Below are 18,680 nucleotides of genomic sequence, written 5' to 3'. Positions count from 1 at the left end.
TGCGACTCCTTTACGCAACCATCTGGAAGAATTCGGCAACGGGACCAAGCGCCAACGCCGGGAAGAAGCTCAGGGCGCCAATCAGCAGAACGACGAATACCAGCAGAAACACGAACATGGCATTGGTGGTGGAAAGCGTGCCGGCGCTCTCGGCGACCTTGCCCTTCCCGGCCAGCGAGCCCGCAATGGCGAGCGTGCCCACAATCGGCAGGAACCGCGCGAACAGCATCTCGATACCCAGCAGCACATTGATCCACGGGGTGTTGCAGTTCATGCCTGCAAACGCCGAGCCGTTGTTGCCGCCGCATGAGGTGAAGGCATACAGCACCTCGGAGAAGCCATGCGCCCCGCCGTTGTTGAGTTGGTCGACAAGACCGGGCACCATGCAGGCGATAGCGGAGCTCACCAGAATGGCGAACGGAGTGGCGAGACACAGAACCACCGCCCAGCGCATCTCGGTCGGCTCGATCTTCTTGCCCAGGAACTCGGGCGTGCGGCCGACCATAAGGCCGGCGATAAACACCGTGAGGATGGCGAAGCCGATCATGCCGTACAGGCCGCAGCCCACGCCGCCGAACACCACCTCGCCCAGCGCTATCTGGAGCATCTGGACAAACCCGCCGAGCGGGGTGTAGGAGTCGTGCATGGAGTTGACCGAGCCGTTGGAAGCAGCCGTCGTGAAAGCGGACCAGGTGGAAGAGGAGGCGATGCCAAAGCGGCTCTCCTTGCCCTCCATGTTGCCGCCGGCCTGGCCGTCGGTCATCTCGATATTGACCGCTCCGCCATCGGCCAGCTGCGGGGTGCCCGCATGTTCGTTGACGGCGATGATGCCGGTGAAGATCACCAGCAGGATGAACATGGCGGCAAAGATAGCCTTGCCCTGCTTGGTGTTCTTGACGCCGATACCGAAGGTGAAGCAGCAGGCGGCCGGGATCAGCAGCAGGATGGTCATCTCGATGATGTTGGTGAAGGCACTGGGGTTCTCATACGGATGGGCGGAGTTCACGCCGAAGAAGCCGCCGCCGTTGGTGCCGGACTGCTTGATGGCGACCTGAGGAGCCGCGGGACCCTGGGGCAGGAACTGCTCGGTGACCACGCGCGCGCCCTCGACAACCTTGCCGTCGACCTTGACCGTGTCGCCCTCGATCTGGGCGCCGTCGATGACGCTCCAGCCGCCGTCTGCATTAGGCTGGACAGCGACGGGCTCTACGAGCTCAGCCTTCTGAGCCGGCTGGAAGTTGGAGATGACGCCACCGGCAGCCAGGCAGATGCCGAACACGAGGTTCAGCGGGATGAGCACATACAGGACGGTGCGGGTGAGGTCGACCCAGAAGGAACCCAGACCCTGCTCCTTGACCTGACGGAAGCCGCGGATCAGCGCGAACATGACCGCGATACCGGTGCCAGCGGAAACGAAGTTCTGCACGGTGAGGCCCATGAACTGCACAAAGTAGGACAGGGTGGTCTCACCGGAATAGGATTGCCAATTGGTGTTGGTTATGAAGGAAGCGGCCGTATTGAACGACAGATCCCACGGCACACCCGGCAGGTGCTGGGGATTGCCTGGCAAGAAGGACTGAAGCGCCTGGAGTGCCACAAGAGCCACGAGGCCGATCCCCGAAAAGACCAGCACGCTCGCCAGATAGCGCCTACACCCCATCTGCTCTGCCGCGTCGATGCGAAGCAGACGATAGACGCCACGCTCCACAGGAGCAATCACAGGCGACAGGAACGTATGCTCACCATCCATGATATGGGCCATGAATCGACCGAGCGGAACGGCCAGGACGACGAGCACGGCAAAGTACAAGATGTACTGAATCGCAGCGTCCATAGTTTACGAATCACTCCTCATCAGAATGTAGATGTCATAGATAAAGAGTCCAATGCAGACGACTCCGATAATGGGAATGAGGATGTCCATTACCGCCCCTTTCACGCGCGGTCCGATGTCTCGGACGCCTGCTCTCGCAAGCGTCTGGGGACAGTAAACGCTTCTAGGGATTAAAGAGGCGTGAGGGCTGGGGCTCACGACCTTAAGATGCCGTAAAGATGCAGGTAGAAAGCACTATTGCGGCTGCAGTGCGCCTATACTCGACCTCGCGAGCATACAGTGGCGCCCTCGCCGCGTATGCACGCATGGACAACGCTTCAGAAAGGCTACGCTATGCAGCGCGACGCATCGGACACTCGCGTCAATCCAGACCTCATCCTAAAGGCAATTGAGAAAGACGAGGTCGCCGATGACGCTCGAACCAGCCGGGGACACCTCAAGATTTTCTTTGGCTACGCTGCTGGCGCAGGCAAAACCTATGCGATGCTTCAAGCCGCCCACGCCGCCAAGCGGCGAGGTGTCGACGTCGTCGCGGGATACATCGAGCCGCACGAACGTCCGGCAACTGCCCATCTTGCACAAGGGCTTGAGAACGTGCCCTGTAAACTCATCGAGCACAACGGCATTGCGCTCAGCGAGTTCGACCTAGATGCGGCTATCGAACGCGCCCCTCAGCTCATCCTTGTCGACGAGCTCGCCCATACGGATGCACCGGGGTCTCGCCACGACAAACGCTATCAAGACGTCGAGGAACTTCTACATGCGGGCATCGACGTCTATACGACCGTGAACGTTCAGCATATCGAGAGCCTAAACGACATGGTTGCATCCATCACCGGCGTTGTCGTGAGCGAACGAATCCCCGACCGTATCTTCGATGATGCCGACCAGGTCGAGCTCGTCGACATAGAGCCCGAAGATCTACTTGAGCGCCTTCGCGCCGGCCTCGTCTACCGTCCCGCACAAGCCGACCGAGCGCAACAGCATTTTTTTACCGTCGAGAACCTCACCGCACTCCGAGAAATCGCGCTGCGCCGCTGCGCCGATCGCACCGGCTACCTCACAGACGCCGCACGCGTACTGGGAAACCGTGACTACTACACCAGGGAGCGTATCTTAGTCTGTGTCTCCCCGGCGCCGACCAATCCCCGCATCGTCCGTGCCGCCGCACGCATGGCGAAAGCGTTTCGCAGCGAGCTCGTCGCCCTGTTCGTAGAGAGCCCGCGCGCGCAGGCCATGAGCGATAATGAGCGCGCCAAGCTTGCAGCCAATATCGCCCTGGCCGAACAGCTCGGAGCACATATGGAAACCGTCTATGGCGACGACATCGCGTTTCAGATCTCCGAGTTCGCGCGCCTGTCGGGTATTTCGAAGATCGTCATGGGGCGCACGGGCGAGCGTAGCAGCGTCCGTCAGGCCCTCTTCGGCCGCAAATCTCTCGTAGAACAGCTCATAACATTCGCCCCGAACCTCGACATTTACATCATTCCAGACCAGTCGACTCCGCCCTCCCGGCCCGAAGAACGCCGCCGTGCGCTCGCCCTGCAGCCGCCCAGCAGCCGTGACGTGCTTCGCACGCTGGCCCTCTCTCTTGTCGCCACGGCGATCGGCACGGCTTTCCGCCATCTGGGTTTTGCCGATTCCAGCATCATATCCCTCTATATCCTCACGGCCCTGCTGACCGCCGTCACCACGACGGGGCGCATCTGCACGATCGTATCGAGCGTGCTCTCTGTAGTGCTTTACAACTTCTGCTTCGTCACGCCTCTGTTTTCGCTCGCCAGCTACGACCGAAGCTATCTGGTCACGTTCGGCATCATGTTCGCTACCGCTATGGTCGCCGGCGAGTTAACTGCGCGCATCGCCGACAACGCCCGGACCTCCGCCGAGAACGCATTCAAAACGCGCGTACTCCTCGAAACGAACCAGCTCTTGCAGCAAGCCCATAGCGCGGAGGAGTGCGCCCGCGTCGCCATGAACCAACTCATCAAACTGCTAAAACTCGACGTGGTCTTCTACACCGCCGAACACGGCACGCTCGGCAAGACGCTCTATGAGTCCGCTGGCACCGAAAACCGATCCGCGTCGCTGCTCACCGACTACGAGCGCGCCGTTGCAACCTGGACCTACACCAACAACAAGCGCGCGGGCGCAAGCACGCGGACCCTGCCTGAGGCGCGCTGTCTCTACCTCGCGGTTCGCACCGGCGACAAGGTATTCGGTGTCATCGGCATCGCCCTGGAGGGGCGCGAGATCGAAGCCTTCGAGCATTCGATCGTCCTATCTATCGTAGGTGAATGCGCCTTGGCGCTCGAAAGCGACCGAGCAGCGCAGGAGCGCGAAGAAGCTGCGGTCTTGGCGAAAAACGAGCAGCTGCGCGCCAACCTTTTGCGCTCCATCGGCCACGATTTGAGGACACCCCTCACGGCTATATCCGGATCTGCGGCAATCCTTCGGAAGAGCGACGAGAAGCTCAGCCTCGAACAACGCTGCGATCTTGCCGATGCCATCTACGACGACTCCCTCTGGCTTATCGATACCGTGGAGAACCTCCTCGCCATCACACGCGTCGAGGACGGCACCATTCGCCTCAACTTCACGTCCGAGCTCATCGACGAGGTCATCGAGGCCGCCCTCAGCCATGTCGCCCAAGCATCGCATGGACGTACCGTCACCATCGAGCACACTGACGACATCCTGCTGGTACGCATCGACGTCCATCTCATCATGCAGGTGCTTACGAATCTCATCATGAACGCCTTCAAATACACGCCCGAGGACTCGACTGTCACCATCAGCGCACGTCGCGAGGGCGCGTTCGTCGTGGTGGACGTCGCAGACGATGGGCCGGGTGTGGCAGACTGCGACAAGCCTCATATCTTTGAGCGCTTCTTCACCTCAAGCAATACGCAGCCCGTGGATTCGCGTCGAAGCATCGGCCTTGGGCTGTCGCTTTGCCGCTCCATCGTGGAGGCGCATGGCGGCGTCATCGAAGCTCGCGACAACCACCCCCATGGGGCCGTCTTCCGTTTTACCCTGCCCGCCGAGGAGATCGAGATTCATGAATAATGCCGCTAAGCCACGCATCCTCCTGGTCGAAGATGACCTGACCGTTCAAAACCTCGTTTCGACCGCGCTTGACCTCCACGGCTACGTCGTGAGCAAAGTTTGCAACGGCCAGGCCGCCATCATGGATGCGGTGTCGCACGGCCCCAGCCTCATCATGCTCGACCTCGGCCTTCCCGACATTGACGGTATCGAGGTCATCACGAAGATCCGAAGCTGGTCGGCAGTCCCCATTATCGTCATTTCGGCGCGCACCGAAGATTCCGACAAGATTGCAGCACTTGACGCAGGGGCAGACGACTACCTCACCAAGCCCTTTTCTGTGGATGAGTTGCTCGCGCGCGTCCGTGCGAATTTGAGGCGCTCCTCGATGGCGTCGAGCGAGTCGACAGAAGCGAGCACGTTCGACAACGGTCCGCTGCATATCGACTACGCCGCGGGATACGCGACGAAAGACGGACGCGAGCTCTCGCTCACCCCAACCGAGTACAAATTGCTTGTCCTTCTGGCGAAAAACGTCGACAAGGTGCTCACCCACACCTTCATCACCCGCGAGATATGGGGCACGAGCTGGGACAGCGATCTGGCGAGCCTGCGCGTGTTCATGCGCACCCTGCGCAAGAAGATCGAGGCAGACCCCTCTCACCCCAAGATGATTCAGACGCACATGGGTGTCGGGTACCGCATGCAGCGTCTCTAGCCCACCCCACAAAAAGTTGCGGTGGAATACGGAGTAGATAAGGCCTTTGACAGCAAAAACAGTCCGTATTCCACCGCAACTGATGGGCGGGATGGAGTTAGAGGCCTAGGTAGCTGGTCATGCCTTCGACGGCGAGCTTGGCGCCCGCTACGGCATGGACCACGGTGAGCGGACCGTTGACCACATAGTTAGCGATACCCCAAAATCACTCTTTAACTCACCGCGCTCGCCCCCATATGTGCAAAGCGCCCTGCGAACGGATACTCGCGAGGCGCCTGGATGCCTGGATGTCCGGGCCTTATTTGATCCCGCGGCCCAAGTCTTCGGCAATTTTGTCTACGCCCTTAAGTGCGGCGCAGGTCTTTTTGTTGGAGCAATGTCCCGTGCAAACGCCACCTTGAGCGCAGTCGGCGCAGGTGCCCTTGCGATAAATGCGCACGCACACGGCGACAAACGCAATGGCGATAACGGCCAGCACAACAATATCGATAGGTGCCATAGAAAGCCTCCTCTAGTTAACCACCACTTACTTTACCCCATTCTCCACCTGCCAAAAAGGGACAGGTTTATTTTGGTCGGTTTTATCTGCGGAAACGTCACATCTTAACTTCTGGAGCAAAGCAATCTGTCCCCCATTGCACCAAAAAGCCCGAGTGTCGCTGGGACACCCGGGCTCGTGAAAAGGGGCTAATCCTTATTCGGACTTAGGCGGAAACCGTGGCAGAAGCGGTGTTGGTCTCGTCCTCGTCGGTCCATGCATGCTTGGGCATGGGACGGAAGATCTGGAAGAGCATCGCAGCCAGCAGCACGATGGCCACAACCGTCCAGATACCAAACTGCCCAAGAACAAGCAGGTTATAGAACTGGTTGATGAACAGGCCGATGACCCAAGCAAAGGCACACTCGTAGCCGATGGCAATCGCGGTCCACTTACCGGAGTTCATCTGGTTACGGATGGTGCCGATAGCGGCAAAGCACGGAGCGCACAGCAGGTTGAAGGCACCAAAGGCGACGCAAGCGCCCATGGTCGGGAACATAGCCGCAAACGCGGTCCACAGGCTCGGGTCGGTCTCGCCGGCGTCGGCAACGGACAGCAGCGAGCCGGCGGTGGCGACAACGTTCTCCTTGGCGACGAGGCCAGAGACGGTCAGTGCGGTGGCCTGCCAGGTGCTAAAGCCGAGCGGGGCGAAGATCCAAGCGACCAGGTTGCCGAACATGGCAAGCACGGAGTAATCCATGAACTCCTCGGGGATGCCCTCCATGGAAGGCAGGTAGCCAAAGGCGCCGTTGTAGCTACCAAAGTTGGAGAGGAACCAAACGACGACGGTGGACGCAAAGATGACCGTGCCGGCCTTCTTGATAAAGGCGAAGCAGCGCTCCCACACGTGCAGCGCCCAAGAGCGGATCGCCGGGAAGTGGTAAGCGGGGAGCTCCATAACGAACGGCGTCGGGCGGCCGGCGAAGAGCTTGGTCTTCTTGAGCATGAGGCCCGAAGCGATGACGGCAAAGACGCCCAGGAAGTAGAAGAGCGGGCTGATCCACGCGGCGGTGGTGGAAGAATCGCCGATGATGGAACCCATGAGCAGGGCAATGATCGGCAGCTTGGCGCCACAGGGAATGAACGTGGTGGTCATGACCGTCATGCGGCGGTCCTTCTCGTTCTCGATGGTCTTGGTGGCCATGACGCCGGGGACGCCGCAGCCCGAGGACACGAGCATGGGGATAAAGGACTTACCGGACAGGCCAAAGCGGCGGAACACGCGGTCCATGATGAAGGCGACGCGGGCCATATAGCCGCAATCCTCCAGGAAGGACAACATCACAAAGAGCAGGAACATCTGCGGCACGAAGCCGAAGATGGCGCCCAGGCCGCCGACGATACCGTCGCAGACCAGCGAATCGACCAGGCCACCGTCCTCGGTGCCGCCCGCCACGAGGGCATCGTGCACCATGGTGGTAATACCCGGAACATACGGGCCGTACTGTGCCGGGTCGATCGAATCGGCAGCGTCCTCGCCCACGGCCTCGACGGCCGCATCGTAGGCGTCGCGGCCCTGACCGAGCACGTACCAACCGTCGGTGCCAAAGAGCTGGTCGTTGGTGAAGTCGGTCACCGTACCGCCCAGGGTGGAAACGGCGATGTAGTACACGCAGAACATAATGACTACGAAGATCGGCAGGCCCAGAATGCGGTTGGTAACCACACGGTCGATCTTCTCGGAAGTGCTCATCTTGGCCGGAGCCTTGGTGAGGCACTCATCGACGATGTGCGCGATCACACCATAGCGCTCACCGGTGATGATGGACTCGGCATCGTCATCGCAATCCTGCTCGCACCGGGCGACCAGCTGCTCCACACGAGCCGCCTTCTCCTTGGTGAGGTTGATGAGTTTGCAGGCATCCGTATCGCGCTCGAACAGCTTGACGGCGTAGTAGCGACGCTTGCTGGCGGAAACGCTCGCAGGCAGGTTATTCTCGATGTGGTCCAGAACGTCCTCGATGGAGGAATCGAACTTGTGCTCCGGCACCTGGCCCTTGGAAGCAGCGGACTTCTTGACCTGCTCGAACAGTTCCTTGATGCCCTTGTTCTTGAGGGCCGAGATCATCACGACCGGGCAACCGAGCTTCTTGGAGAGCTTGTCCGTGTCGATCTTATCGCCGTTCTTCTCGACCAAGTCGGCCATGTTGAGGGCGACGACCACGGGCAGACCGGTCTCAATGACCTGAAGTGCCAGATACAGGTTGCGCTCGAGGTTGGTGGCGTCGACGACCTGGACGACGACATCGGGCTCGCCGCTCATGAGGTAATCGCGCGAGCATTGCTCCTCGGGGCTGTAGGGGGAAAGCGAGTAGATGCCAGGGAGGTCCGTGATGGTAACGTTCTTGTCGCTTAGGAGCTTGGCTTCCTTTTTCTCAACCGTGACGCCGGGCCAGTTGCCAACGTAGCCGTTGGCGCCGGTGATCAGGTTGAAAAGCGTGGTCTTGCCGCAGTTGGGGTTACCCGCAAGCGCGACATGGATCTGAGAATCCGCCATTCAATCCTTCTTCCTTGTGTGCCCGCGCTGTCATCTCCGCGCAGGTTGGATAATGTGCTTCAAAGATGCTGCATTAAGTTAGAAAAACCTAACTTTATATGCAGAAATACACGCCGCGAGCCCTTACTGAACCTCGACGACGGCCGCTTCCTCCTTGCGGATGGAAAGCTCGTAGCCGCGCACGTTGATCTCGACCGGATCACCGAGCGGCGCAACCTTTACGACCTTGAACGAAGTGCCCTTGATGAGCCCCAGGTCCATAAGGTGGCGGCGCAGCGCGCCCTCACCGTGAAGCTTGACGATGGTAGAGCTCTCGCCTACCTTAACGTCACCCAACGTCTTCATCCTCTTGTCCCCCTTTCGGTTTTAATGAAATGCTGCGGACTAACCGACGGTCATGATGTGCATGGCAACCTTGGAATCGATGCCAAAACGTGCGCCCAGCACGGTGACGATGATATTGGCACCACTCGAGCTCACCACGTGAATCTCGCTGCCCTCGACAAAGCCAAGGTCCTTGAGGTGGTGCTTCATGTCCTCATTGCCCTTTACCCGAGACACGCGCACGGTTTCGCCCGCCTTTACCATCGAAAGCGGCATGGCCGGCATCTGCGGTCCGCAAGACATGAGTGAGCTCCTAACGTCGGTTCGTCCTCAACATCGACGCGGTAAAAGTTAACCACGTCTATGTTCGCTTTAGTAAACTAACATGTGGTTAACTTTTTTGAAAGGGTCTCTATTCAGTTTTCGAAAAAGTTTCCTATACGAAACAAAAGAGGCACCGCAAAGAGCGCCTCCTAGAGATGTGACAAAGGGACTGTCCGCAGTCCCTTGTTGCGTTTAGAGCGAGAGGTTTCTGATCGACGTGACGCACGAGGCCTCGTCTACGCCTGAAACGCGAAAGACGATGTCCTCGCCACATTCGCCGTAAAGCGCCATGAGGCCCATCACGTCACGGCCATCGGTATGGCGGTCGCCGATGCTGACCGACACGTCGCTACGATGCTTGGCGATGATGTCGTAGAGTAGCGCGACCGGGCGGGCATGCAGTCCCAACGGATCTTTAATCGTCTTTGTAAACTCGACCATGTCCCCTCCCGCGGTATCGCTCATTCGGCTGGCAAACCCAGACACGTGGTAGTTATTGTAGCGTTAGATGCTTGTCGAGAGCTCCTCTGAACACCTCGTGGGCAAAAAGTGGCAAATATGAGTACTGTCACCAATTTAGTAGCAGCAAAATCGAGAGCAAATTGCCTCCTTTGAGCGATTCGAAGAGGTTGAAAGCCGTCAAACGCCCTTTAAAGGGGGTTATATAAATTGATTTTAAGCCCGTTTTTGCTCAGAACAGGCCGAAAAATATGACACCTCTTTTGCAACAGTACTCATATTTGGCATTTTTTGACCACGGGGTCCAAAACCATGCCCCAAAACACAAAGGGAGGGGCCTCGTAAGGCCCCTCCTTAGGAAAGGGAATCGATTTATTCCACAGCCGTAGATTAATCCTAGCCGCTACTCCATCATGTCGAGGACGGAGGGGCGCAGCTCGCTCTCGGCGGCCTCGGGATCGGTCTCGCGCAGACGGTTGATATAGCGGTTGTACCACATCACGGCAAGGCCCAGGAAGACAACCACACCGCCAACGTTGTAGACCAGCGTCAGCCACAGCGGCTGATCGAGCGGGATGGTGCCGCAGACAAGCACAAAGCAGAAGACCACAAGCAGGAATGCGGCAACGACCAGACCAAAGCTGCGCGAGCCCATGCGGAAGTCACGGGGAGCGGCGTCGAAGTTCTTGCGCAGCATAAAGTAGGCAAGCAGGATCAGCAGCGGCGGGAGCAGAGCAGTGGCGGCCGTCATGTTGGTGACGATCATGAGCAGGTCGTCGAGGTTACCAGAGCCCAAGGCCGGGATGATCAGGATGGGGACGACGATGGCGAACTGCAGCCAAGCGGCGCGGGCGGGAATGCCGTGCTCGTTGAGCTCGACGATCTTGCTACCAAAGACGCCCTTGGGGATCTCGGTGAAGAAGACCTTGATGGGAGCAGAGGTCCACATCATGAGGGAGCCCAGCGTGGCAGCGAGAAGGATCAGGCCAATGACGCGCGTGGACACTTCCATGGGAATGCCAAAGTGGGCAAAGACAGCGCCGAATACGTCGAAGATACCGGTGGAGATGGCAACGCCGCCCTCGGGAATGAACAGGTTGACCAGCAGCGAAGCGCCTGCGTACAGAAGGCCGATGGTCAGGCCGGCGATAACGACGGTGCGCACGAAGGCCTTGACGCCGCCCTTAAGGTCGTTAAGGAACACGCCGACAGACTCAGCGCCGCCAACGCCCTGGATAATCCAGGCAAGCGTACCGAAGAAGCCCCACATAGTTGCGAAGTTGCTCATGTCGGGAGCCATGTTAGCGGGGGTAGGAGCCGTAGCGAACTCGACGCCGCCAAAGGCAGCAGCCAGGGACAGCAAGATGAACACGGCAGTCAGGCCGAGAGCCGCGGTCGAGCCGAAGGAGGAAATGGAGCCGATCCACTTAGCGCCCTTGGTCGAAACCCACGTGGCGATAGCAAAGACGACGATCTCGATAATGGTGATCCACAGCTGCGAGAGCTCGGCGTTGGCACCAAGGAACACGTAGCTCGCGTAGATGATGACGTTGGGCAGGACGGATGCAAAGTAGAACAGGTTAACGAACCAGTAGCTAAATGCCGTCAGGAACGCCCAGCGACCACCCATCGAAGTCTTAACCCATGCGTACACACCAGACTCGGAGTCCTTATTAAGACCGACAAACTCGGCGGTAACCAGAGTATAGGGGACAAAGTACAAAAGTGTGGCGAAGAAGAACGACGGCGCAGCCGCCAAGCCGATGGCCGCGTTGTTGTTGATGATGTTCTTGATACCGAACACGGCGGCGACCGTCATGCCCAGCAGAGCGAACGAACCAATCGTTCCTCGTTTTTCAGAGCTCATAAGCCCTCCCAATCATCCGTTATATCTCATCTAAAACCGTCCGGACTGCAAGCGCAATCGTGGACAGCACACCTGCTAGGGGGGATGGGGAAAAGGGAGTCAACAAAGCCATCCCCCTTAACGGCGCAAAGCAAACGTCCAAACGGACGAATACTACTTGTTGGGGAAGGAATAACCTTCAACCGTCACGTGCAGTACCACGACGCGGGAATCCGCGGCATCGTCCACGACACGGTAGGCCTCGTCGATCTCGACGACGGCAACGCCGCCGGCGGGAATCGTCACGGTCTCCCCCGTACCCTCAAAGCGCTCACGATCATCGATATCGCTGTAGGCGCGCGTGCAGGTGAGGCCTGCCTTGGGGGCAACCTCGACGGTCAGGTCGCCGTCGAGCGGGGCGAGCACGGCATGGTAGCGACGGTGACCGACCAGATCGGCGGTTGCGGCCTCGCGGGCATAGACCCACCAGTACACCAACGAGTCGCCGATGGAGTACGCCACGTCGTGCTGCAGGTCGGCAACACCATCGAGCGCCTGTCCGGTACGCATCCACTTCTTGACGGACTTCATCTGGGCGTCGAAGTCGGCACGCGAGTTAAATACATGCATGACTTATGCCTCCTTAATGGGTGCCAGCGCCTGAGCCAGATCGGCAGACGTCAGCGGTCGCAGGGACACCTCAAAGCTGAAGCTCTCAAAACGGGTGCGATAGGAGTCGAGCACCTCGGAACCCCAAGAGTTCGAGCCAAGGCCGAGCAGCTGGTCGTTGATGTTGACCGTGACCGTATCGCCCTTGACAAGGTCGTAGACGTGCTTGGCGCTATCGATGGCCTCGCAACTATAGGGCCATGCCGAGAACGAGAACGGGTTGGAGGCGGCATCGACCGGACGGGTCACCAGCACGCCGTCACCGTGGCTAGAGCGCAGGGCAACCCAGCGGGTGCCCTCGCGGTTGGCGCAGTCCTGAGGCATAACGTAGGGCGTGAACATGTCGTCGACCGTAGTGCGGTAATGACCGACCGGGTTGGCGCGCAGCGAGTCCGGATAGTTCTCGCCCGGGCCGTGGCCGTACCACTCAACGGCACGATCGCAACCGGGAACCTCGAAGGAGATGCCGATGCGCGGGATGATGTCCGAGTAATCGCCGTAGGGCTCGCCGGAAACCTTGAGGTCGACGCGACCGCTCGGAAGCACGGTGTAGACAAGCTCGACGCGCATGCCAAACGCACGGACGGGAGGAGCGATGCGCTGGCTCACGGTAACGACGACCGCGTTGCCATCCTGCTTCCAAGAAACCTTGCGGGTAGACGTCTGCATCACATCGATGAAGTTGTCCTTCCACAGGGAGTCGTACTCCTGGGCGTGGTTATCGACGAGCGGATGCCAAAAACCAACCTGGGGACCGGAGGCGATGACGTCGCGGCCGGATGCCTTCCACTCGCTCACGGTACCGTTAACCTTGTTGAAGGTCAGCTCGCCGTTGAGGGAGTGAATGCGAATCTCCTGCTCGGTCTCCTCGACCGTAAGCTCAGGACGAATGGGAGCCGCGATGGCCGGCGCCGGATGGTTTGCGATGGCAAACTGGCTTGCACCCAGCTGGAACATCGGCTCGCACCAGGCGTGAGCCGCCATTGTGTAGGCGTGCACGGTCAGCAGGGTCTCGCCCACTGCGGCCTCGCGAATCACCAGTGGCAGCTGGACGGACTCGCCGGGGGCAACCGCACCGGGCATGAGCGTCTTGCGGCTGACCACGTCGCCGTCCACCAGGGTCTCGGCCGACAGGCAAACATCCTCGAGGGTGGTGAACCAACGCTTGTTGGTGACGGTCAGCTCGCCCGACTCGGCATCGTAGGCCATGCGAACCGGGCAGATAACCTGGCCATACTCAGTAAGGCCCGGGCTCGGCTGCTGCCAAGGGAACACCATGCCATCGATGCAGAAGTTGCTGTTGTTGGGGTAATCGCCGTTGTCGCCGCCATACATGTCGTAGGCAACGCCGTCCTCGGTCACAGCAGCCAGACCGTGGTCGCACCATTCCCAAATAAACTGGCCCTGGATGCAATCCCAGCGATCGAAGACCTCCTGGTACTCGGACAGGCCTCCGGGACCATTACCCATAGAGTGGCCGTACTCGCAGTTGATGCGCGGCTTAGGGAACGGATGCTCGCCAAAGTCGTTCATCTGCGACACGCGGGAGTACATGGTGGAAATGACGTCGACGGTATCGGCGTTGCGGTCCTCCTCGTAGTGGACCGGACGACCGTCGAGCTCGTGAGCCTTGGCATACATCGCGCGGATGTTGCAGCCATAGCCGCTCTCGTTGCCCATCGACCACATAATGATGCAGGCGTGATTGCGCTCCTGCATCACCAGGCGCTCAACACGGTCGACGTAGGCCGGCTCCCAGGCAGGGTCGTCGGTGACCAGGGCGATGTTGCCGATATTCTCGAAGCCGTGGCTCTCCATATCGGTCTCGGCGACCAGCATGATGCCATACTCATCGCACAGCTCGTAGAAGCGCGGGTCGTTGGCGTAGTGGGATGTGCGCACCGCGTTGATGTTGTGCTGCTTCATGAGCTCCAGGTCGCGGCGCATGCGATCGAGGCCCACAGCGCGGCCCTTGTGATCGTCGTGGTCATGGCGGTTGACGCCATGCATCTTAAAGTAGGTGCCGTTGAGGTAGATATGATTGCCCTCGACCGTCACCTCGGCAAGGCCTTGGCGATGCGGAACGTACTCGCTGACCTCGTCGCCGTCGTAGACCTCAAGCGTAAGGTCATAGAGGAAGGGGTCCTCGGGGTTCCAGAAGTGGGCATCGGCAACGCTGCACTCGGCATGGCCGTCGACGCACTCGCCCGTAGCGACCACATTCTGGCCATCGCTGAGCGTATACACAACGCGGCTTGCGCCCTCGGCAACCGTATCGAGCGTGACCAGAGCGGCATCGCCCTCGCGGTGCGTGCGGAACCTAAAGTCGACCAGATGCGCGGCGGGACGCTGCATGAGGTACACATCGCGGAAGATGCCCGATGCCCACCACATGTCCTGGTCCTCGATGTAGCTACCATCGCTGTACTGCAGAACCTTGACCGCAATCAGGTTGTCGCCCTCGACGAGCGCGTCGGTTACGTCAAACTCGGCGGACAGGCGCGAACCCTTGGTCATGCCGATAAACTTGCCGTTGACATACAGCTCGCCGTAGCTCTCGATACCGTCGAAGCGAATGATCTCGCGAGCGCCGGCAGGCACGGCAGGAAGGTTGACGATGCGCTGGTAGACGCCCGTGGGGTCGTCGGAGGGAACGAACGGCTGGTCCACTGGGAACGGAAAACCCTCGTCGGTGTAGGCAAGGTTGCCATAGCCGTCTACCTGCCACAGGTGCGGAACCTCCACGTGATCCCACTCGGGCTCGTACGTGCAAAGTGCCTCGTTGGAGACGGCCGCGGGGCCCTCAAAAAGGCGGAACTGCCACGAGCCGGACAGCTGGACAAATCCGCGCGACAGCTCGCGGCTGTACGTAGCGGCGAGATCGGCGGTCTCATAACCCATAAAGTACGCATGGGGTGCCAGGCGGTTCCTGTGGGTGAGCGCTTGGTTTTCCCAATCGTTAATGGCGTCCATGGTGATGCTCCTTCGTCATCGTAGTGATTCTTGTGCAACCGGTTGTCCTTATCTTACGGACGATGCAAAAACCTGTGCAACCGGTTGTCCGCTGAACGGTCGATTTCGCCGGATTAACGGTGCAACCGGTTGTACAACCGCGGAACTTATGTCACCCTGCGTATCGAAACTCAGCGCAAAACAGCATTCCCAGGCGGCGGACAACGGCCGCGCCCATCTATGCCCCACCCTTGCAAGCCATGTTCAACAGCAGCTTGAACGTGAAATGCCACCAGTGGCCGGATATCATGAACGCTGTTCAGGCGCACTATAGTAAGCTGTATCCGCACCAGCCCGTATCAGTGACAACATCGACCGCTTTTTCCAGGAGACACCATGACCCAACCAGTTCGCACCGCACCGACGCTTGCCGAGGTTGCTGCAGCTGCCGGCGTTTCGCGCTCCACGGCATCGCGTGCCCTCAACGACTCCCCCCGCATTAGCGAGGAAACTAAAAAGCGCGTCCGCGCGGCTGCCAAGGAAGTCAATTTTGTACCCAACGCACGCGGCCGGGCGCTCGCCGTCGGACGCACGGAAATTATCGCCGTACTGGTTACCGAGCCTTTGAGCGAGCTGTTTAGCGATCCCACCTACAGTGAGTTTTTAAGCGGCATTACCGAGGAACTTTCGGAGTCGTCTTACCTACCCGTGATCCTGCAGGCATCTTCCTCGCATGAGCGCAATCGCGCACGCGAGCATTTTGAGCGTCGCTCGTTTGACGCCGTCATCGACGTCTCGCCCTACAAGGGCAGTGAGCTGCTCGAGGTGCTGCGTGAGCTGGGCGTACCCACCGTGTTGTGCGGCCAGCTCGAGGGCCACCCCTATCGCGATGTGTTCTCGACGGTCTACTCCGACGACGAAGAGGGCGGACGCTTTGCGGCGCTCGCTATGAAAGATCGCGGGCGCAAGGACATCGTTGCCGTGCTGGGGCCGCAGGATAACCCCGCCGTCGTCGACCGCCTTCGCGGCTACCGTGCAATTTTGGGCGAAAGCCTTCCAGATGAAAATGTCATCTATACCGGATGGAGCAGCGGAGACGGCTACCAAGCCACGCGGCGGCTGCTCGCGCGCGAAATACATGCCGACGGCGTGCTATGCGGATCGGACCGTATCGCAACCGGCGTTATCGCCGCATTCAACGAAGCGGGAATTAGCGTACCCAAAGACGTTTCGGTCGTGGGCTTCGATGACCACGAGGTCGCAGCTCGCAGCGTCCCCGCGTTGACGACCATTCGTCAGCCGCTTTGTGAGGAAGGCCGCAAGGCCGCAGGCATTGCGCTCGATATGATTAACGGTGCCGCGCCCACCACCACCGTCATGCACATGCAGCTCGTTCAGAGAGACTCACTGTAGGAAACTGGGCCGGGCTTTCCGCGATGCCCGGTCAACCCATACCCTCGCAACATCGGCGTATAAAAAACGAGGGAAGGCACACGTCCTTCCCTCGTTGCGGGCAATATGTAGCCGCTCGCCTACATCAGGCGCAGGCTGACGTCCTTGAGCTGGGCGCCAGAAACGGGACTCGGGGCGCCCGACATGAGGTCGGAGCCACTGGCCGTCTTGGGGAACGCCATGACGTCGCGAATGGAGTCGGAGCCGGTGAGCAGCATGCACACGCGGTCCAGGCCCAGGGCGAAGCCGCCCATCGGGGGCGCACCAAACTTGAGCGCCTCCATGAGGAAGCCAAACTGCGACTCGGCACGCTCCTCGGTAAAGCCCAGGAGCTTGAGCATGGACATCTGCATCTCGGCGTTGTGGATACGCATACCGCCGCCACCGGCCTCAAAGCCGTCCATGACAAAGTCGTAGGTGCAGGAGCCGGCTGCCAGCGGATCGGCCTCAATCTTGGCGATGTCGGTCTCGGTCGGCAGGGTAAAGGGCTGATGCTCGGCTGCATAGGCCTTGCGGTCCTCGTCCCAGTGGAACAGCGGGAAGTTGACGATCCACAGGAAGTCGTGACCCTCGCGCTTGATCTCGAGCGCGTTGGCCATGTGGGAGCGCATGCCGCCCAGGATCTCGTCGGAAAGCAGGCGCGGGCCGGCGGCGAACATCACGAGGTCGCCGGGCTCGACGTCCATGCGCTCGCGCAGAGCCGCCATCTCCTCGTCCGAGAAGAACTTGACGATGGGGCTGTTGATGGAACCGTCCTCGCGGAAGGCGATCCAGGCCAAGCCCTTGGCGCCAAACGTGGAGGCCACGCCGGCGAGTTTATCGATCTTGGCGCGGGCCCAGGCACCGGCGCCCTTGGCGTTGATGGCCTTGACGACGGAACCCTCCTCGTTTGCGGCGGTCGCAAAGACCTTGAACTTGGAGTTGGCAAAGATGTCGGTCAGGTCGACCAGGTGCATGCCATAGCGGGTATCGGGCTTGTCGGAGCCATAGGTGTCCATGGCCTCCCAGTAATCCATGCGGCGCAGCGGCGTGGGCATCTCGACACCCATGCGGCCGAAGGCATCGGACAGGACCTCTTCGAGCGCGCTCATGACATCGTTCTGGTCCACGAAAGACATCTCGATATCGACCTGGGTGAACTCGGGCTGACGGTCGGCGCGCAGGTCCTCGTCGCGGAAGCACTTGGCAACCTGGTAGTAGCGCTCGACGCCGCCGACCATGAGCAGCTGCTTCAGAAGCTGCGGGGACTGCGGCAGAGCGTAGAAGTTGCCCGGCTGGATGCGGCTGGGAACGATGAAGTCGCGGGCGCCCTCGGGCGTGGACTTAAACAGGGAGGGCGTCTCGACCTCCATGAACTCACGGTTGTGCAGTGCCTCGCGAATGGCAAAGGTGAAGTCGGAGCGCAGCTTGAGGTTGGCCATCATCTCGGGACGACGGAGGTCCAGATAGCGATAGCGCAGACGGGTGTCCTCGCTGGTCTCGATGCCATCCTCGATCTGGAACGGCGGGGTGACGGACGTATTGAGCACCTCGGCATGGTCGGTCAGGACCTCGATCTCGCCGGTGGCGAGCTTGGTGTTGGTGGTCTCGTCGCCACGGGCGCGCACGACGCCGTGAATCTTGATGGGCCACTCGGGACGCATGGTCTCGGCGATCTTAAAGGCATCGCCGTCAGAATGCTCGGGGTCGAAGGTGAGTTGCGTAATGCCCTCACGGTCGCGAAGGTCGCAGAAAATAAGGCCACCGTGGTCGCGGCGACGGCTCACCCAACCGGTGAGGGTGACCTCTTCGCCCACGTTCTCGCGGCGAAGCTCGCCGCAGGTACGGGTGTGCATGGAATGCTCGTCGATGGGACGGGTCTGGCTCATACCAGTGATCCTCCTTTATGGATCTGTGCCGCCCCGTGTCGTTCCGGGCGGCGTCGTACAGATTCGCCCGGCCTGCGTAAACCGCGCAGCCGGACATGGCGTTCTATCTTATCGCACCCGCGTCGATGTGCCGCGAAAAAGTAGCTCCTGC

13 protein-coding genes are annotated in these 18,680 nt (G+C 60.0%); 3 read left to right on the top strand and 10 right to left on the bottom strand.

Annotated features, from left to right (window positions below; genetic code table 11):
- Window positions 1-10: 10 nt before the first annotated feature.
- Window positions 11-1,834 carry a potassium-transporting ATPase subunit KdpA gene (gene kdpA / locus DWX25_RS03940; RefSeq protein WP_117763595.1) on the bottom strand — a complete coding sequence of 608 codons (1,824 nt, stop codon included), beginning with the start codon at window positions 1,832-1,834 and terminating at the stop codon, window positions 11-13.
- Window positions 1,835-2,167: 333 nt separating this feature from the next.
- Between kdpA and DWX25_RS03935 the strand changes: the two genes are divergently transcribed.
- A complete protein-coding gene (locus DWX25_RS03935) occupies window positions 2,168-4,903 on the top strand; it encodes a sensor histidine kinase KdpD (RefSeq protein ID WP_117734670.1) in 2,736 nt (911 codons plus the stop codon).
- Complete coding sequence (locus tag DWX25_RS03930; protein WP_117583373.1) at window positions 4,896-5,600, top strand: response regulator; 705 nt, start codon at window positions 4,896-4,898, stop codon at window positions 5,598-5,600. The genes DWX25_RS03935 and DWX25_RS03930 overlap by 8 nt, the downstream gene beginning before the upstream one ends.
- Before the next feature lie 298 nt (window positions 5,601-5,898).
- On the opposite strand, the gene DWX25_RS03925 is transcribed toward DWX25_RS03930, so the two are convergent.
- The 8 genes from DWX25_RS03925 to DWX25_RS03890 all read right to left on the bottom strand — a co-directional run bounded on the left by DWX25_RS03925 (window position 5,899) and on the right by DWX25_RS03890 (window position 15,230).
- Entirely contained in the window at window positions 5,899-6,099 is a 201-nt protein-coding gene (locus tag DWX25_RS03925) for a hypothetical protein (RefSeq protein WP_117637971.1), read from the bottom strand.
- 205 nt (window positions 6,100-6,304) lie between these two features.
- Window positions 6,305-8,635, bottom strand: coding sequence for a ferrous iron transporter B (locus DWX25_RS03920; RefSeq protein ID WP_117798994.1), 2,331 nt, complete (start codon window positions 8,633-8,635; stop codon window positions 6,305-6,307).
- A gap of 123 nt (window positions 8,636-8,758) precedes the next feature.
- Window positions 8,759-8,980: a FeoA family protein gene (locus DWX25_RS03915; protein ID WP_006234774.1), complete on the bottom strand. Its 222-nt coding sequence runs from the start codon at window positions 8,978-8,980 to the stop codon at window positions 8,759-8,761.
- A gap of 39 nt (window positions 8,981-9,019) precedes the next feature.
- Entirely contained in the window at window positions 9,020-9,262 is a 243-nt protein-coding gene (locus DWX25_RS03910; RefSeq protein WP_040358815.1) for a FeoA family protein, read from the bottom strand.
- 213 nt (window positions 9,263-9,475) lie between these two features.
- Entirely contained in the window at window positions 9,476-9,724 is a 249-nt protein-coding gene (locus DWX25_RS03905; RefSeq protein ID WP_035136856.1) for an HPr family phosphocarrier protein, read from the bottom strand.
- A 421-nt stretch (window positions 9,725-10,145) separates the two neighbouring features.
- The gene (locus DWX25_RS03900) at window positions 10,146-11,609 is read right to left on the bottom strand and encodes an amino acid permease (protein WP_117743185.1); all 1,464 of its coding nucleotides are present in this window, start codon (window positions 11,607-11,609) and stop codon (window positions 10,146-10,148) included.
- 153 nt (window positions 11,610-11,762) lie between these two features.
- Window positions 11,763-12,218, bottom strand: a complete 456-nt coding sequence (locus tag DWX25_RS03895) for a hypothetical protein (protein WP_117743184.1) — start codon at window positions 12,216-12,218, stop codon at window positions 11,763-11,765.
- A 3-nt stretch (window positions 12,219-12,221) separates the two neighbouring features.
- Window positions 12,222-15,230 (bottom strand): glycoside hydrolase family 2 TIM barrel-domain containing protein, encoded by a 3,009-nt coding sequence (locus DWX25_RS03890; RefSeq protein ID WP_117763593.1) that lies wholly within the window; start codon window positions 15,228-15,230, stop codon window positions 12,222-12,224.
- Window positions 15,231-15,605: 375 nt separating this feature from the next.
- Between DWX25_RS03890 and DWX25_RS03885 the strand changes: the two genes are divergently transcribed.
- On the top strand, window positions 15,606-16,622 hold the full coding sequence (locus DWX25_RS03885) for a LacI family DNA-binding transcriptional regulator (RefSeq protein ID WP_117743182.1): 1,017 nt from the start codon (window positions 15,606-15,608) through the stop codon (window positions 16,620-16,622).
- A gap of 119 nt (window positions 16,623-16,741) precedes the next feature.
- On the opposite strand, the gene aspS is transcribed toward DWX25_RS03885, so the two are convergent.
- Window positions 16,742-18,529, bottom strand: a complete 1,788-nt coding sequence (aspS, locus tag DWX25_RS03880) for an aspartate--tRNA ligase (RefSeq protein ID WP_117798995.1) — start codon at window positions 18,527-18,529, stop codon at window positions 16,742-16,744.
- Between the last annotated feature and the right edge of the window lie 151 nt (window positions 18,530-18,680).

This window comes from Collinsella sp. AF18-8LB (assembly GCF_003459795.1).
Lineage (GTDB): Bacteria > Actinomycetota > Coriobacteriia > Coriobacteriales > Coriobacteriaceae > Collinsella.
Note: the sequence above shows the minus strand (reverse complement) of the source record. Positions and strands in the feature narration are given on the sequence as shown.

Bases quoted from the DNA above. Each gene is read 5' to 3' on its own strand.
- DWX25_RS03910 (WP_040358815.1), bottom strand. From the start codon at position 9,262: ATGTCTTGCGGACCGCAGATGCCGGCCATGCCGCTTTCGATGGTAAAG.
- DWX25_RS03885 (WP_117743182.1), top strand. From the start codon at position 15,606: ATGACCCAACCAGTTCGCACCGCACCGACGCTTGCCGAGGTTGCTGCA.
- DWX25_RS03895 (WP_117743184.1), bottom strand. From the start codon at position 12,218: ATGCATGTATTTAACTCGCGTGCCGACTTCGACGCCCAGATGAAGTCC.
- aspS (WP_117798995.1), bottom strand. From the start codon at position 18,529: ATGAGCCAGACCCGTCCCATCGACGAGCATTCCATGCACACCCGTACC.
- DWX25_RS03905 (WP_035136856.1), bottom strand. From the start codon at position 9,724: ATGGTCGAGTTTACAAAGACGATTAAAGATCCGTTGGGACTGCATGCC.
- DWX25_RS03900 (WP_117743185.1), bottom strand. From the start codon at position 11,609: ATGAGCTCTGAAAAACGAGGAACGATTGGTTCGTTCGCTCTGCTGGGC.
- DWX25_RS03925 (WP_117637971.1), bottom strand. From the start codon at position 6,099: ATGGCACCTATCGATATTGTTGTGCTGGCCGTTATCGCCATTGCGTTT.
- DWX25_RS03890 (WP_117763593.1), bottom strand. From the start codon at position 15,230: ATGGACGCCATTAACGATTGGGAAAACCAAGCGCTCACCCACAGGAAC.
- DWX25_RS03915 (WP_006234774.1), bottom strand. From the start codon at position 8,980: ATGAAGACGTTGGGTGACGTTAAGGTAGGCGAGAGCTCTACCATCGTC.
- kdpA (WP_117763595.1), bottom strand. From the start codon at position 1,834: ATGGACGCTGCGATTCAGTACATCTTGTACTTTGCCGTGCTCGTCGTC.
- DWX25_RS03935 (WP_117734670.1), top strand. From the start codon at position 2,168: ATGCAGCGCGACGCATCGGACACTCGCGTCAATCCAGACCTCATCCTA.
- DWX25_RS03920 (WP_117798994.1), bottom strand. From the start codon at position 8,635: ATGGCGGATTCTCAGATCCATGTCGCGCTTGCGGGTAACCCCAACTGC.
- DWX25_RS03930 (WP_117583373.1), top strand. From the start codon at position 4,896: ATGAATAATGCCGCTAAGCCACGCATCCTCCTGGTCGAAGATGACCTG.